13 protein-coding genes are annotated in these 15174 nt (G+C 70.4%); 4 read left to right on the top strand and 9 right to left on the bottom strand.

Annotated features, from left to right (window positions below; genetic code table 11):
• Positions 1-112: 112 nt before the first annotated feature.
• The 3 genes from AC4D2E_RS11990 to disA all read left to right on the top strand — a co-directional run bounded on the left by AC4D2E_RS11990 (position 113) and on the right by disA (position 3957).
• Positions 113-1240: an FUSC family protein gene (locus AC4D2E_RS11990; RefSeq protein WP_104167421.1), complete on the top strand. Its 1128-nt coding sequence runs from the start codon at positions 113-115 to the stop codon at positions 1238-1240.
• 49 nt (positions 1241-1289) lie between these two features.
• Positions 1290-2675 carry a DNA repair protein RadA gene (radA, locus tag AC4D2E_RS11985; protein ID WP_104167423.1) on the top strand — a complete coding sequence of 462 codons (1386 nt, stop codon included), beginning with the start codon at positions 1290-1292 and terminating at the stop codon, positions 2673-2675.
• Positions 2676-2880: 205 nt separating this feature from the next.
• A complete protein-coding gene (gene disA, locus AC4D2E_RS11980; protein ID WP_104167425.1) occupies positions 2881-3957 on the top strand; it encodes a DNA integrity scanning diadenylate cyclase DisA in 1077 nt (358 codons plus the stop codon).
• 35 nt (positions 3958-3992) lie between these two features.
• Here the strand turns inward: disA and AC4D2E_RS11975 are convergent, their stop codons facing one another.
• The gene (locus tag AC4D2E_RS11975; RefSeq protein WP_490952772.1) at positions 3993-4706 is read right to left on the bottom strand and encodes a hypothetical protein; all 714 of its coding nucleotides are present in this window, start codon (positions 4704-4706) and stop codon (positions 3993-3995) included.
• Between the two features lie 82 nt (positions 4707-4788).
• On the opposite strand from AC4D2E_RS11975, the gene AC4D2E_RS11970 reads away from it, so the two are divergent.
• Positions 4789-5805 carry an HhH-GPD family protein gene (locus AC4D2E_RS11970; RefSeq protein ID WP_490911463.1) on the top strand — a complete coding sequence of 339 codons (1017 nt, stop codon included), beginning with the start codon at positions 4789-4791 and terminating at the stop codon, positions 5803-5805.
• Between the two features lie 70 nt (positions 5806-5875).
• On the opposite strand, the gene dhaM is transcribed toward AC4D2E_RS11970, so the two are convergent.
• The 8 genes from dhaM to AC4D2E_RS11930 all read right to left on the bottom strand — a co-directional run bounded on the left by dhaM (position 5876) and on the right by AC4D2E_RS11930 (position 15150).
• On the bottom strand, positions 5876-6634 hold the full coding sequence (gene dhaM / locus AC4D2E_RS11965) for a dihydroxyacetone kinase phosphoryl donor subunit DhaM (protein ID WP_490952771.1): 759 nt from the start codon (positions 6632-6634) through the stop codon (positions 5876-5878).
• Positions 6631-7281, bottom strand: coding sequence for a dihydroxyacetone kinase subunit DhaL (dhaL, locus tag AC4D2E_RS11960; RefSeq protein ID WP_490952770.1), 651 nt, complete (start codon positions 7279-7281; stop codon positions 6631-6633). Before dhaL ends, dhaM begins: the two co-directional genes overlap by 4 nt.
• A 2-nt stretch (positions 7282-7283) precedes the next feature.
• On the bottom strand, positions 7284-8285 hold the full coding sequence (gene dhaK, locus AC4D2E_RS11955; RefSeq protein ID WP_490952769.1) for a dihydroxyacetone kinase subunit DhaK: 1002 nt from the start codon (positions 8283-8285) through the stop codon (positions 7284-7286).
• A 194-nt stretch (positions 8286-8479) separates the two neighbouring features.
• Positions 8480-8656, bottom strand: a complete 177-nt coding sequence (locus AC4D2E_RS11950; RefSeq protein WP_104121868.1) for a CsbD family protein — start codon at positions 8654-8656, stop codon at positions 8480-8482.
• 129 nt (positions 8657-8785) lie between these two features.
• Complete coding sequence (locus tag AC4D2E_RS11945; RefSeq protein ID WP_490911471.1) at positions 8786-9295, bottom strand: amino-acid N-acetyltransferase; 510 nt, start codon at positions 9293-9295, stop codon at positions 8786-8788.
• An 84-nt stretch (positions 9296-9379) separates the two neighbouring features.
• Positions 9380-10267 (bottom strand): bacteriorhodopsin-like, encoded by an 888-nt coding sequence (locus tag AC4D2E_RS11940; RefSeq protein ID WP_490952768.1) that lies wholly within the window; start codon positions 10265-10267, stop codon positions 9380-9382.
• A gap of 195 nt (positions 10268-10462) precedes the next feature.
• Positions 10463-12481: a S9 family peptidase gene (locus tag AC4D2E_RS11935; RefSeq protein WP_490952767.1), complete on the bottom strand. Its 2019-nt coding sequence runs from the start codon at positions 12479-12481 to the stop codon at positions 10463-10465.
• Positions 12482-12642: 161 nt separating this feature from the next.
• Positions 12643-15150 carry an ATP-dependent Clp protease ATP-binding subunit gene (locus AC4D2E_RS11930; RefSeq protein WP_104167443.1) on the bottom strand — a complete coding sequence of 836 codons (2508 nt, stop codon included), beginning with the start codon at positions 15148-15150 and terminating at the stop codon, positions 12643-12645.
• Between the last annotated feature and the right edge of the window lie 24 nt (positions 15151-15174).

Raw genomic sequence — 15174 nt, 5'->3', positions numbered from 1 at the left:
CAAGGAACCTTAACGGAAGGTTAACAGCGCTGGTCCATTGTCCTGTGAGGCTGCTGCGTCCTGGATGAAGGGGCGGCCTCCCGGCCCAGGACGCACCTCCTAGACTGGGTCCATGCCGCCGCGCCAGGGAATGTCCGCCACACTGGCCTTCCTGCGCAAGCGCTCCCGGATCGGGTTCAGGCGCAGTGCCAACTCCGTGGTCACCGCCCTGCAGATGACCGTGTGCGCGGTGGGCGCCTATGCCTTCGCGGAGCAGGTCCTGGGCCACAACGGACCGCTGTTCGCGGCGACGTCCTCGATGATCTCGCTGGGCTTCTCCCGGGACCCCCGGGTGCGGCGCGTCCTGGAGGTGGCGATCGGCTGCACCCTCGGGATCGCGGTGGGTGATCTCCTGCTCGCCCTGTTCGGCACCGGCCTGTGGCAGGCCGCCCTCGTGCTGTTCGTCTCGATCCTGCTGGCCCGGTTCCTGGACAGCGGGACGATCTTCACGACGCAGCTCGGGCTGCAGTCGCTGCTGGTGGTGCTGCTCCCGGCGCCCGAGGGCGGGCCGTTCACGCGGAGTGCCGATGCGATCGTGGGTGGCCTGTTCGCGCTGGTGATCACCGTGTTCCTGCCCCGCGACCCGCGCCGCGAGCCCAAGACGAACGTGCGCGGACTCCTGGACGAGCTCTCCGGCGTGCTCCGCGAGGGCGCCTCGGCCCTCCGGAAGAGCGATTCGACGCTGGCCTGGCACGCGCTGGTCCGTGCGCGGAACTGCCAGTCCCAGTTGGACAGCCTGACGGGCAGCATGAAGGCCGCCCAGGAGGTGGCACGCATCTCCCCCGCGTACCGCCGTCACCGCGAGGAACTCGGCTCGCTGGGGGACGCGATCGACTCGATCGACCTCGCCATCCGCAACAGCCGCGTGTTCTCCCGCCGCCTGACCTCCGTCATCAACCACGCGGCGCTCACCGACGAGGCGATCGAGGCCCTGAGCCAGTCCCTCGAGGACACGGCCGACGCCGTCGACGTGCTGAGCCGTGCCCTGTCGGTCAGCGATTCCGCCGAGCGGCGCCTCAACCTGCGGCAGGCACGCAACGAACTGGCGGCCATTGCCACGGACCTCCACCCCAAGACCCTCCACATCAGCCGGCTCGAGGGTGAGGGCCTCGTCCTGCTCCTCCGGCCGCTCATCGTGGACCTGCTCAGCGCCACGGGCCTCTCGCACGAGGACGCCGCCGACTACCTGCCGCGGCTCTGAGGGCCACGGCGTGGCCGTGGCTGTCGGTGGCCGCCGGTAGCCTGAAAGCATGGCCACGAAGACTTCCCCCGCCGCACGCGCGGGCCGCAACAACACCCCGGGTTACCGCTGCGCCGAATGCGGGTGGACCACCGCGAAGTGGGTGGGTCGCTGTGGGGAGTGCCAGGCGTGGGGCACCGTCGAGGAGACCGGGCAGGTCGTCGCGCGCACCACTGCCGCCACGGCGGTCACGACGCCGGCCCGGCGGATCGCCGACGTCGACGCGACACTCTCCGGATACCAGCCCACCCGGATCGACGAGCTCGACCGCGTCCTCGGCGGCGGGCTGGTGCCCGGCGCCGTGATCCTCCTCGCCGGTGAACCGGGCGTCGGCAAGTCGACCCTCCTCCTCGACGTCGCCGCGCGGGTCGCACGGCTCGGCAAGAACGTCCTCTACGTGACGGGGGAGGAATCGGCGGCCCAGGTGAAGCTGCGGGCCGACCGGATCGACGCCGTCGCCGATTCCCTCTACCTGAGTGCGGAGACGGACCTGGGCCAGGCCCTCGGCCAGGTCGAGAAGGTGGACCCCGCACTGCTCATCGTCGACTCCGTGCAGACGCTCAGCAGCGCCGCGGTGGACGGCAGCGCCGGCGGGGTGACGCAGGTGCGGGAAGTCGCGGCGTCACTCATCGGGGCGGCGAAGGCGAGGGGAATGACCACGCTGCTCGTCGGGCACGTCACCAAGGACGGCTCCATCGCCGGACCGAGGCTCCTCGAGCACCTCGTCGACGTCGTGTGCCAGTTCGAGGGCGAGCGCCATTCCCGTCTGCGCCTCCTGCGCGCGGTCAAGAACCGGTACGGGCCCACGGACGAGGTGGGATGCTTCGACCTCACGGACAGCGGTATCGAGGGCTTGGCCGACCCCAGCGGCCTCTTCGTGTCCCGCACCAAGGACCCGGTGTCGGGGACATGCATCACCGTGACGCTCGAAGGCCGGCGCCCCCTTCTCGCGGAAGTCCAGGCCCTGCTCGCGGAGTCACCCAACTCCCAGCCGCGGCGCGCCACCAGCGGACTCGACAGTTCCCGCGTCGCGATGCTGCTGGCCGTACTGCAGAGCCGCGCGTCTGTCAGCCTGCACAAGGACGACAGTTACGTCGCGACGGTCGGCGGGGTCCGCCTGACCGAGCCCGCCACCGATCTCGCCGTCGCGCTGGCGATCGCCTCCGCGAAGACGGACCAGCCACTGGCCGCGCGGCTCGTGGCGTTCGGGGAAGTGGGCCTCGCCGGCGAGGTGCGCCCGGTCCCGGGCATCGGCCGGCGCATCCAGGAGGCGCAGCGCCTCGGGTTCACGCATGCGATCGTTCCCGCCTCGCCCGCCGGAACGGGGCCGGTGCCCAAGGGCTTCTCCGTACGGGAGGTCTCCACGCTCGCGGAGGCTCTTGCACTGCTGTTCTGACGGCACCGCTCCGGGCCCTGCCGCGGGACGGGGAGGCGCATGACGGTTCTGCGACCCCTGCGGGTACGGAGGAATTTGTGCGCGCCAGTAGTATTAGGTGCGGCCCTGGCGTTACGCCGGGGCCGCTGCCCGCCGTCCGGGGTTCGACGGCGGCCGCCCGACTGCGCCGGGCCTTCAAGAGCGCGGGCGGTGAAAGGATGGGGCCATGGTTCGGAGTCCGGAGGACGCGCTCAAAGCCACCCTCGCCAGAGTAGCCCCGGGCACGCATCTGCGCGACGGTCTTGAGCGAATCCTGAGGGGGCGGACCGGTGCGCTGATCGTTCTCGGCTTCGACCGCACGGTCGATTCCATCTGTTCCGGCGGGTTCGACATCGGGATCGAGTTCTCTCCCACGCGACTTCGGGAACTCGCGAAGATGGACGGCGCGATCGTCTGCGACAAGGACGCGAGCAAGATCCTCCGCGCCGCGGTGCAACTGGTACCCGACCACACCATCGAGACGCAGGAGTCCGGGACGCGCCACCGCACCGCCGAGCGCGTCGCGAAGCAGACCGGACTCCCCGTGATCAGCGTCAGCCAGTCCATGCAGATCATCGCCCTGTACATCGACGGCCTCCGCCACGTCCTCGAGGGCTCCGAGCCGGTGCTCGCCCGAGCCAACCAGGCGCTGGCAACCCTCGAGCGGTACCGCGCACGGCTCGACCAGGTCACCAACTCGCTGTCCGCCCTCGAGATCGAGGCGATGGTCACGGTGCGCGACGTCGCCGTCACCCTGCAGCGCCAGGAGATGGTGCGCAGGATCTCCGAGGAGATCTCGCAGTACGTGCTGGAACTCGGCGTCGACGGGCGCCTGCTCTCCCTGCAGGTGGAGGAGCTCACCACGGGCCTGGGTCCCGGCAGCGAGATGGTGCTGCGCGACTACATGGACCTCGGCAGCAGCACGGCCCCGGTCGAGGAGCGCGTGGCGACGCTGCAGGGCTTCAGTTCGACGGACCTCATCGACCTGGGCACCATCGCCAGCGTGCTGGGCTTCAACCCCTCCCTCGACTCGCTGGAGGCGGTCATCCAGCCGAAGGGCTACCGGCTGCTGTCCGGCATCAAGGCCATGCCGCCCGCCGTGGCGAACCGCCTGGTGGAGCACTTCGACGGACTGCAGAATCTCATGGCCGCCAACATCGAGGACCTCATGGCGGTCGACGGCATCGGCGAGCAGCGCGCACGGACCGTCCGCGAGGGGTTGTCGCGCATCGCCGAGACGAGCCTCCTCGACCGGTTCATGTAGGCCTGCCGCGCCCCTCGACGCGGCGGCCTGCCGGCCTACTGCAGCGTGAACGTCACCGGGGCGCTGCTCCTCGCGCCCAGCCGCGTGGTCAGGGTGTAACTGCCCTCCGCCGGCTCCTCCTCCACCACGGTGCACCCGGGTACCGTGCGGTTGCGCGCCCACTCGAACGTCGCCCGCTCCTCGCCGCCCGGTTCGATGACGCGGTCGAGATCCTCCGAGGACTCCTGGCAGTCGATCGACGAGAACACACGTTCGGCGCCTCGGGTGAGGACGAACTCCATCTGCGACGTACCCACGTTCACTGCGCACGCAGTGGTCCCCCCGTTGCGGATGACCAGGGACAGGACCGGTTTCTCCTCCGGGGAGTAGGTGCGCTCGTCGGTCTCGGCAACGACCACCACGGCGGCGGGATCGCACCGGCCCGCCGACGGACTCCCGCTCGGAGTGGCACCGGGAGAAGCAGGCGCCGACGACGAGCCCGCGCTCGGCGCTGCACTCGGAGGCGTCCGGCTCGCCGAATAGGCAGGGCCTGTCGGGGAGGACGTCGACCCGGGCGCGGAGGACGGATCGCCCGCATCGTCCTGCCGCCCGAAGAGCCCTGCCAGGGCAGCACCCCCGACGGCGAGCGCCAGCACGACGAGGACCACCAGGATGGCCACCACCAGGCGGCGCCGCCTGTACACGCCGGGGCCGGGGCGGCGACCGCCACCGCCTGTCGGTCCGCCCGTGCCGTGATCCGTGGATGCCATCCATCAAGGCTAGGGGGTCCCCCGTTCCTCCGGGCACCGCACCGGTCGATAGAGTGGTGGGGACAAGAATCCAGGAGCACCCATGAACCCCGGTACCGCGGCGTCCACCGGTCCCGCCCGACCGACGGATGCGGCCGGCGCCGCAGCGCCCCTGCCCGCACTGCACGGCCGGCTGACCGACTGGTTCGCCGGTTCGGCCCGTGACCTCCCGTGGCGGGACGCCCGCTGCTCGCCCTGGGGCATCCTCGTCAGCGAGGTGATGCTGCAGCAGACGCCCGTGGTCCGGGTGCTCCCGGTCTGGCAGGAGTGGCTCGACCGCTGGCCCACCCCCGCGGACCTCGCCGCGGAACCCTCCGGCAGCGCCGTCCGGCACTGGGGACGCCTCGGCTACCCCCGGCGCGCCCTGCGCCTCCACGGGGCCGCCACCGCCATGGTCGAGCGCCACGGCGGCTCCGTCCCCTCGACCTACGAGGGCCTCCTGGCTCTGCCCGGGGTGGGCACCTATACCGCGGCCGCCGTCGCGGCGTTCGCCTTCGGACGGCGCGAGACCGTCGTCGACACGAACATCCGCCGGGTCCATGCGCGCCTCTTCGGGGGCAGCGCGCTACCCGCCCCGGCGCTGACGGCCGCCGAGACGAAGCGCGCCGCGGACCTCCTGCCGCACGACGACGCGCTGTCCGTCCGGTGGAACGCCGCGGTGATGGAACTCGGTGCCGTCATCTGCACGGCCCGGGCCCCGCAGTGCCACGCCTGTCCCGTGCTGGACGCCTGCGCGTGGGTGGCCGCGGGACGGCCCGCGCCGGACTACGTCCCGAAGGGCCAGGCCTGGGCCGGGACGGACCGGCAGGTGCGGGGCGCCATGGTCGCGGTGCTGCGTCACACCGACGCACCGATCCCGCGCTCCCTCCTCCTGGAAGCACCCGCCGACCTCGGCATGGGCTCGTCCGACGGCGCCACCGCGGGCGTCGTCCTGCCGGAGGCCCTGGCGGCCCTGCATGGCCTGCGGGCGCCGGCCGAGCAGCTCGAGCGCGCCCTCGCCGGTCTCCTCGCGGACGGCCTCGCCGAGGAACTGGGCGAAGGGGTCCGGCTGCCGGGCTAGGCGTGTCCTCCCTCGAGCGCCAGGCCGGCACCGGGACGCGCGGGACGGGCCGGAGGCGCAGGCGACTGCCTCAGGTCGGCTCGCCGAAGCCCGCCTCGACCTCCCGTCCCACGAAGTCCACCGCTGCCTGGGCGTCGGGGCCGACGGCCTCGACCGAGACCGTCCGGCCCTGGCCGAGCCCGAGGCTCATGAGGAGCATCACCGACTTGCCGTCGACACCGTTCACGGTGATCTCCGCGTCGAGGTCCGTGAGCCCGGTGGCGAGCGTGGCCGCCGGGCGGGCATGCAGGCCCATCTGGTTCGGCAGCGTCCACGAGCCGCGGGCGGTCCGCTCCCCCTCCGGTGGCGGACCGTCCGACGGCGGCGGGGCGGACGGCCCTACCCCCGGCGCCGCCGCGGCATGGGACACGAAAGGCTCGAACTCCTCCGGCCGGATGGAGACGACCGCGCCCTCGGCTGCCCGCAGCACGTCGTCCACCGGGGATCCGCCCTGCGCCTGCACCGCGGCGGCGACGGCCCCCTCCACGAGGGCCGCGTGTGCGAGACGGACCTTCTCCCGCGCCGCGGGGTCGAGGAACTCGAGCACCATCTCGGCCGTCATGACGGCGGACCCGAGATCGGTGAGGATGACGACGCCGTCACCGCCGTCCGCCTGCTCGATCGCGGCCTGCACCCGGTCGAAACTCGTGCCGATCCGCGCCGGACCGGCGCCGTCGCCCGTGCCCCCCGCGGCCGCGAGGACGACGTCGGGCGCCATCTGCGCCGCGAGGTCGACGACCCCCTCCGCGATCTTCTCGCTGTGCGACACGATGACGAGGCCTACGCTCATGCGGTCTGCCCTCCGGCCGTCTCCGCAGCGACCTGCAGGATGAGGGCCGTCGAGACCGCTCCGGGGTCCCGATGCCCCGCACTGCGTTCGCCGAGGTAGCTGGCCCTGCCCTTCCGGGCGATCAGCGGTTCGGTCGCGATGGCTCCGGCGTGTGCAGCCGCAGCCGCCGCCGCCAGGACGTCGGACGCACCCGCCCCTCCCTCGGCCGCGGTCCGGGCCGCATCGGCGGCGGGGGTCCAGGCGTCCACCATGGTCTTGTCCCCGACCTCCGCCTTCCCGCGCGCGACGATGCCGTCGCGTGCGGCCCGGATCATCGCGGCGGCCGCCGCGGCGTCGATCTCCTCGGCGTCACCCAGGGAGGTCGCGGCACGCAGGAACGCTGTCCCGTACAGGGGCCCGGCGGCTCCGCCGACAGTGGACATCAGCGTCATGGCGACCTGCTTGAGCACCGCCGCCGGCGTGCCGGGAACCTCCCCCGCATCGAGCTTGGCGACGACGGCGCTGAATCCCCGGTCCATGTTCTCCCCGTGGTCGGCGTCACCGATGGCCCTGTCGAGTTCGATCAGGAGTGTGCGGTTCTCGGCGACGACGCGCGCGGCCTCATGGATCCACAGGACGGCCCACCGGGGGTCCAGGGGCTTGGTCATCCTCACGCCCCCCAGCGCAGTGCGGCAGTATGGACGGGTGCGTCCCAGAGTTCGAGCATCTCGTCGTCGGCCCGCAGGATGGTCAGGGACGCCCCCTGCATCTCGAGCGCCGTGATGTAGTTGCCGACCAGGGAGCGGTCGATGGTCACGCCGAGCCCTTCGAGCAGCTGCGCGACCTTCCGGAACACGATGTACAGCTCGCTGGCGGGTGTCCCGCCCATGCCGTTCACCATCACGATCGTGCGGTCCCCGGACGCGAGGGACAGGTCCGCGGCGATGGGATCCAGGAGCCGCTGCGTGATGCCGTCGGCGTTCTCCATGGCGATCTTGTGCCGCCCCGGCTCCCCGTGGATGCCGATCCCGATCTCGATCTCCTCGTCGGAGAGGTCGAAGCTCGGCACGCCGGCGTGCGGCACGGTGCAGGCCGCGAGGGCCACACCCATGGAACGGACGTTGTCGACGACGCGCTGCGCCACCGCGGTCACGCCGTCGAGATCGTCCCCGCGCTCCGCGGCCGCACCGGCGATCCGCTCCACGAGGACCGTCCCTCCGACGCCGCGCCGGCCCGCCGTGTACAGCGAATCCTCGACGGCGACGTCGTCGTTCACGAGGACGGACCGCACGGTGACGCCCTCCGCTTCGGCCATCTCGGCCGCGGTCTCGAAGTTCAGGACGTCCCCGGTGTAGTTCTTCACGATGTGCAGGACGCCCGCACCGCCGTCGACCGCCGTGGTCGCCGGGATGATCTGGTCCGGTGTGGGAGAGGTGAAGACGGCACCCGGGACGGCGGCGTCGAGCATCCCGCGGCCCACGAAGCCCGCGTGGAGCGGTTCGTGGCCGCTGCCACCCCCGGAGACGAGGCCGACCTTGCCCTGGACGGGGGCATCCTTGCGGGTGATGAACAGGGGCTCGGGGTGGACGGTCACGAGGTCGGCGTGCGCGATGCCGAATCCTTCGACCGACTCGTTGACCACGGCCTTGGGGTCATTGATGAGCTTCTTCATGGCGCTGCTCCTTGACTGCGAACGGACATTTGACAGCCTGCAGCCCGCCTCACATGGACCACCCTGGCCACTGTGAACGTTACCGCCCGTCCGGGGCCCCTGCCTATAGGCCCGTCACACAGCTGAGGGAGGGGCCCGGACGGGCGCCCTCCCTCAGGTGGCCGGTCCGCCCCGTGGGGGCGGACCGTGATGCATCAGTCGCGCTTGAACGCGTCCTTGACGTTCTCGCCGGCATCCTTGAGGCTCGAGCTGGCCTGGTCCTTGTGGCCTTCGGCTTCCATGTTCTCGTTGCCGGTGGCCTTGCCCAGGCCTTCCTTGACCTTGCCGCCGAGATCCTGGCCCTTGTTCCCGATCTTGTCATCCAGTCCCATGATTCGGACCTCCTTCAACTCGGTGTACGGCCACCGGTTCCGGTGGCCTGCCGGCATCCCCTGAGGAACGCTAAGCAGTCTTACCATATCCTTGAGCCTGGGTGGAGGGCCAGCGCAGCGCCCGGCGGGTCACAGCTCCCGGATCATGCGGGTGTTGCCGAGGGTGTTCGGCTTGACCCGTGCGAGGTCGAGGAACTCGGCGACGCCCTCGTCGTGCGACCTGAGGAGTTCGGAGTAGACGCGGGGGTCCACGGCGGACTGGTCGGCCATGACCTCGAACCCGTGGCGACGGAAGAAACCGACCTCGAACGTCAGGCAGAAGACCCGGCCGACGCCGAAAGCCCGGGCCTCCTCCAGCAGCTGCTCCACCAGGGCGTGCCCCACACCGCGGCCGCGGGCGGCGGGCGAGGTCGCCAGCGTGCGCACCTCCGCCAGGTCCTCCCACATGATGTGCAGCGCGCCGCACCCGAGCACCTCGCCGTCGTCGGATTCTGCGATCCGGAATTCGGGCAGACCCTCGTAGTACGCCACCGTCTCCTTCGCCATCAGGATGCGCTCCTCGGCGAGCGGCTCGACGAGCGCCTTGATGGCGGGGACGTCCGAGGTGCGGGCGGGGCGGATGGTGAAGGACGCGGTCATTGACCCCATTCTACTGAGCGACCGTCACGCGGCAGACCCGACCGGGAACTCCCGGTCGGGCCGTCGAGCCGATGGATGCTGCGGTCAGGCTGCCTCCTCCGCATTGCGGCGCGGACCCTGCGCCGATTCTGCTGCAGCGCTGCGGCGCCCTGGCCGTACGCCGTCGTCCCCCTCTCCGTCGCCTCCTCCTTCGATCGCGGCGAAGACGGGATCGTCCGCGTAGGACTTCAGCTTCGCGAGCCGGTAGATGATGAGTCCGTAGACCGCCTTCGCAGCGATGTCGGCGAGGGAGTAGCCGCCCTGCTTGAGGACCCATGCGTCCGCGCCGGAGATCCCCAGCAGGGGCAGGGCGTAGGCCACCGGGTAGACCAGCCAGCTGACCAGGAGCAGCATCCGCAGCCGGCTGATCAGGGACTTCACACCCGGGGGCTGCCGGTCGAGGGACTTCGTCAGCTCGACGAACAGCACGTACAGGATGAACAGGAACGGGATGGTCGACAGCACACCCCACAGCACGCGGGCGCCGTCGGTCGAACTGATCTCCCCGGGGTACCCGAGGAGGATCATCAGGGTCGCCGCGGGGATGAGCTGCCGCAGCAGCCGTGCCTGCACCGCGCGGGCCAGGGCGAGCACGGCGATGAGTTCCACGAGCAGGAGCGGCACCGTCAGCAGCCAGTCGACGTAGCGGTACCCCTCGTTGAACGAGGATCCCGCCGCCTGGGAATAGGTCCCACGGCCGCCGACGGCCTCGGTGACGAAGGCCTCCCTGAACGAGTCGAAGATACGGAAGTAGTGGTAGGCCGCGATACCGCAGACCACCGCTGCGATGATCAGCGCCTGCCGGTACCGGGGAAGCACCCGCTGGAGCGCGAGTACCAGGAAGAGTGCGGTGAACAACTGTGCTGCGATGACGAGCGACAGGAAGTTGTAGACCGTATCGTATTGGCCCTGCGTCAGGGCGTCAGGAATCATGGACATGCTCCTTCGGACGGAATCAGTGGCATCGAACCCTGCACGCCGGTGGCGTCAGGACGATGGCCTGTTCCCCTCCGGGCGTGCGAGAATTCTACGCTCTGTAGAAAACTTGTCAAGAGGCAGCGCGTCACGATTCCACGACCCCGGCCGCGGGTCGGGGAGAGCCCGGGCTCCTCCCCGACCGCGCGGCTCCTACAGTCCGAGTTCCGGCGGCAGGTCGCGCTCCTCGCCCAGGAGATGGGTGGCGAGGAACGACTCGACGACCCCGTACCAGATCCTGGCGTGCTGGGGTTTGAGGATCCAGTGGTTCTCGTCGGGGAAGTAGAGGAATCGATGGGGCGTCTCGCCGCCCTCGCCGGCCGCCAGCTTCGACTTCGACAGCAGCTCGTACCAGAGCCGGAGGCCCTCGCCGATGGGGACGCGGTAGTCCTTGTCCCCGTGGATGACCAGCATCGGCGTGCCGATGTTCCCCACGTGGTGGTGCGGGGAGTTCTCCTCCCTGGCCTCCGGCGTCATCTCCCGCTCCCAGTAGAAGGCGGCATCCGTGGTGGGACCGAACTGGTCGAGGGCCCAGAGGCTCGCATGCGTGACGATCGCCGCGAACCGGTCGGTGTGACCCGCCACCCAGTTCGCCATGTAGCCGCCGAAGCTGCCGCCCATCGCGGCGACCCGTGTCTCGTCGATGTCGTCGCGCGCCACGAGGGTGTCCGTGGCGGCCATCAGGTCCGTGTAGGGAGCACGGCCCCACTGCCCCCACCCCCGGTCCACCATGTGCTGGCCGTACCCCGTGGAGAGCGCGGGATCGGGCAGCAGGACGGCGTAGCCGCGGGCCGCCATGATCCAGGGCGACCAGCGCCAGGTCCAGGCGTTCCACGAGCCGATCGGCCCGCCGTGGATCCACAGCAGGGCCGGCGCGGGACGGTCGGCGGAGACTCCGTCCGGAAGCACCAGCCAGGACCTGACGGGCTGGCCGTCCTCGCCCACGGACTCGATCCGCTCCAGCGAGCCGGGCAGCTCGGGGCGCTCCGCCGGGTTGTTCAGGCGCTCCGTGCGGCCGGTCGCGAGGTCGATGCGGACCGCTTCCGCCGGGAACAGGTAGGAGCTGCGCAGGGCATAGGCCGTGGCACCGTCCGGGGACACGCGGACGTCCGTGTAGGCGGCGGCGTCCTCCGTCACCCGGCGCACCGCGCCGGAGGCGACGTCGATGATGAAGACCGGCGCGCCGCCGTCGTCGTCGGCCGTGACGACGACGGCCGAACCGTCGGGCAGCCAGCCCGCGGGGGACGGCCAGCGGTCCCAGTCCTCCGCCAGCGCCGTCGGCTTCCCGCCGTCCAGCGGGAGCAGCAGCAGGGTGGTCCGCGGCGCGACATCCGCGGTGGTGCGGCGGTCCCTGACGACCACGAGGAAGCGTCCGTCGGGGCTGACGGGCCCCGGCGTGTAGTCGTTGTCGCGGTCGTCGAGCAGGACGCTCAGTTCCTTCGTGGCCAGCTCCACGCGGACGAGCACGGAGCGCTGGGATCCACGCTCCTCGGGCAGGGTGAGGGAGGAGAACAGGGCGGTCCCGTCGGGGTTCAGGACGGGATGGGCGTCCCTGAGACCGCCGCGCGCGGACGGGACGAGGTCGTCGGGCGATCCCTCGCCGTCGAGGTCCTTCAGCCCGAAGTAGCGGGGCTCGTCGGGTCCGAGGTCCGCGTCCCAGTAGCGGACGGGGTACCCGGAATGCAGGATGGCGGCGACGCCCGCCTCCTTGCGGGACTTCCGGCGCGCGGCGTCGTCCTCCTCGTTCGCCGATCCCGCGAGCGCACTGCCCGTCAGGACGACGACGTCGGCGGACTCCGCCGTCGCCACCCCTGCCACCCCGCCCGCACGGGTCAGCACCAGCGACGCCTCGCCGCCCGTGGCCGGAAGGCGCCACAGTGCCGGGCGCTCCTCGCCGTCGGCGTCGTCCGGGTCCGGCCGCGACGAGGTGAACAGGAGGTCGCCGCCCGCGAGGAACGCCGCCCCGGATTCTCCGGCGGAACTGCGGGTGAGCCGCCGTGCAGGCTGCTCCCCGGTGGGATCGACCTCCCAGAGCGCCGTCTGGTAGGCGGTCTTCTTGGGGTCGAGGGTCGCCACGGAGGTCACGAGCCGCGTGCCCTCCCGGTTGAGGACGAGCCCGCTCAGGCGGGGCAGGGCGACGAAGTCGTCGAGTGATGAGAAGGGGGTGGTCATGATCCATCTCTACCACCGCCTGTGGTCGCGGTCACAGGCGTTCACTCAGGGACGAATTCCGTTGCTGGGGGCACTCATCCCAGGCGGAAGGGCCCCGAGACGCAGCGAACCCGCCCTGGCGGACCAGGGCGGGTTCGGATGCTGGCGTCGGGGCGCCGGTCCTACTCGGGGACGGTCGCCTCGAGGGCTGCCGGTGCGTCCTCGATCTCCTTAGGAGCGCCGTGCCCGATGAAGGTGAAGCGTGCATCCGCACCCTCGCCCTCCACGTCGATGTCGATCCGCTCGCCCGACTTGATCTCACCGAAGAGGATCTTCTCGGAGAGCTGGTCCTCGATCTCGCGCTGGATGGTGCGGCGCAGCGGCCGGGCACCCATCGCGGGATCGTAGCCGCGGGTGGCGAGGAGCACCTTCGCCGCGGGGGTGAGTTCGATCGTCATGCCCTTGTCGGCCATACGGCCGCTCAGGCGCTCGAGGAACAGGTCGACGATCTGGACGATCTCGTCCTGGGTGAGCTGCGGGAACACCACGGTGTCGTCGACCCGGTTGAGGAACTCCGGACGGAAGTGCTGCTTGAGCTCCTCCGTGACCTTCGCCTTCATCCGGTTGTAACTCGTGCTGGTGTCGGTGCCGGACTGGAAGCCCGTCATGACGCCCTTCGAGATGTCCCGCGTACCGAGGTTGGTGGTCATGATGATCACCGTGTTCTTGAAGTCCACCATGCGGCCCTGGCTGTCCGTCAGGCGGCCGTCCTCGAGGATCTGGAGGAGCGAGTTGAAGAGGTCGGCGTGCGCCTTCTCCACCTCGTCGAAGAGCACCACGGAGAACGGCTTCCGGCGGACCTTCTCGGTCAGCTGGCCGCCCTCCTCGTAGCCCACGTAGCCCGGAGGGGCACCGAAGAGGCGGGAGACGGTGTGCTTCTCGGAGTACTCGGACATGTCCAGCGTGATGAGGGCGTCCTCCTCGCCGAAGAGGAACTCGGCGAGCGCCTTGGCGAGCTCCGTCTTACCCACACCGGTGGGACCGGCGAAGATGAAGGAACCGCCCGGACGCTTCGGGTCCTTCAGACCGGCCCGCGTGCGGCGGATGGCCTGGGAGATGGCCTTGATGGCCTCGTTCTGCCCGATGACCCGCTTGTGCAGCTCGGCCTCCATGTTCAGCAGTCGCGAGGATTCGGCCTCGGTCAGCTTGAACACAGGGATGCCGGTGGAGTTGGCGAGCACCTCGGCGATGAGTTCCTCATCCACCTCGGCGATGTCGTCCAGTCCGCCGGACTTCCAGCGACGCTCCTTGTCGCTGCGCTCGTCGTGGAGCTTCTGCTCCTTGTCGCGCAGCGCCGCAGCGCCCTCGAAGTCCTGGGAATCGATGGCCGATTCCTTCTCCCGCTTGACGTTCGCGATGCGCTCGTCGATCTCCTTGAGCTCGGGCGGCGCAGTCATCCGGCGGATGCGCAGGCGCGCCCCCGCCTCGTCGATGAGGTCGATCGCCTTGTCCGGCAGGAAACGGTCCGAGATGTAGCGCTCGGCCAGCGTCGCCGCGCTGGTCAGCGCGCCGTCGGTGATCGAGACGCGGTGATGCGCCTCGTAGCGGTCGCGGAGGCCCTTGAGGATCTCGATCGCGTGCGCCACGGAGGGCTCGGCGACCTGGATGGGCTGGAAGCGGCGCTCGAGGGCGGCGTCCTTCTCGATGTGCTTGCGGTACTCGTCGAGGGTGGTCGCGCCGATCGTCTGGAGCTCCCCACGAGCGAGCATGGGCTTCAGGATCGATGCGGCATCGATGGCGCCCTCCGCCGCCCCTGCCCCGACGAGGGTGTGGATCTCGTCGATGAACAGGATGATGTCGCCGCGGGTGCGGATCTCCTTGAGGACCTTCTTCAGGCGCTCCTCGAAGTCACCGCGGTACCGCGACCCGGCCACGAGGGACCCGAGGTCGAGCGTGTACAGCTGCTTGTCCTTGATGGTCTCCGGAACGTCGCCGCGCACGATCGCCTGAGCGAGGCCTTCGACGACGGCGGTCTTGCCGACACCCGGCTCGCCGATCAGGACGGGATTGTTCTTGGTGCGGCGGGAGAGGACCTGCATGACGCGTTCCATCTCCTGCTCGCGCCCGATTACGGGGTCGAGTTTGGATTCGCGGGCCGCCTGGGTCAGGTTTCGGCCGAACTGGTCCAGCACCACCGATCCGGCAGGGGTTCCCTCTTGCTGGGGGCCGCCCGCCGCTGCGGGTTCCTTGCCCTGGTATCCGGACAGCAGCTGGATGACCTGCTGACGGACACGGTTCAGGTCCGCCCCGAGCTTGACGAGGACCTGTGCGGCGACACCCTCACCCTCGCGGATGAGACCGAGCAGGATGTGCTCGGTGCCGATGTAGTTGTGGCCGAGCTGGAGTGCCTCCCGCAGGGAGAGCTCCAGGACCTTCTTGGCACGGGGGGTGAAGGGGATGTGACCGGACGGGGCCTGCTGACCCTGGCCGATGATCTCCTGGACCTGCTCCCGTACGGCGCCCAGCGAGATGCTGAGCGACTCCAGCGCCTTGGCGGCGACACCCTCACCCTCGTGGATCAGGCCAAGCAGGATGTGCTCGGTGCCGATGTAATTGTGGTTGAGCATGCGGGCCTCTTCCTGGGCCAGCACAACAACACGACGGGCACGATCTGTAAATCTCTCAAACATCAGACACACACTCCTAGCTAACGC

Source organism: Arthrobacter sp. TJ-265, assembly GCF_058269135.1.
The sequence above is the reverse complement of the archived record's forward strand: the minus strand, read 5'-3'. Positions and strand labels throughout refer to the sequence as shown.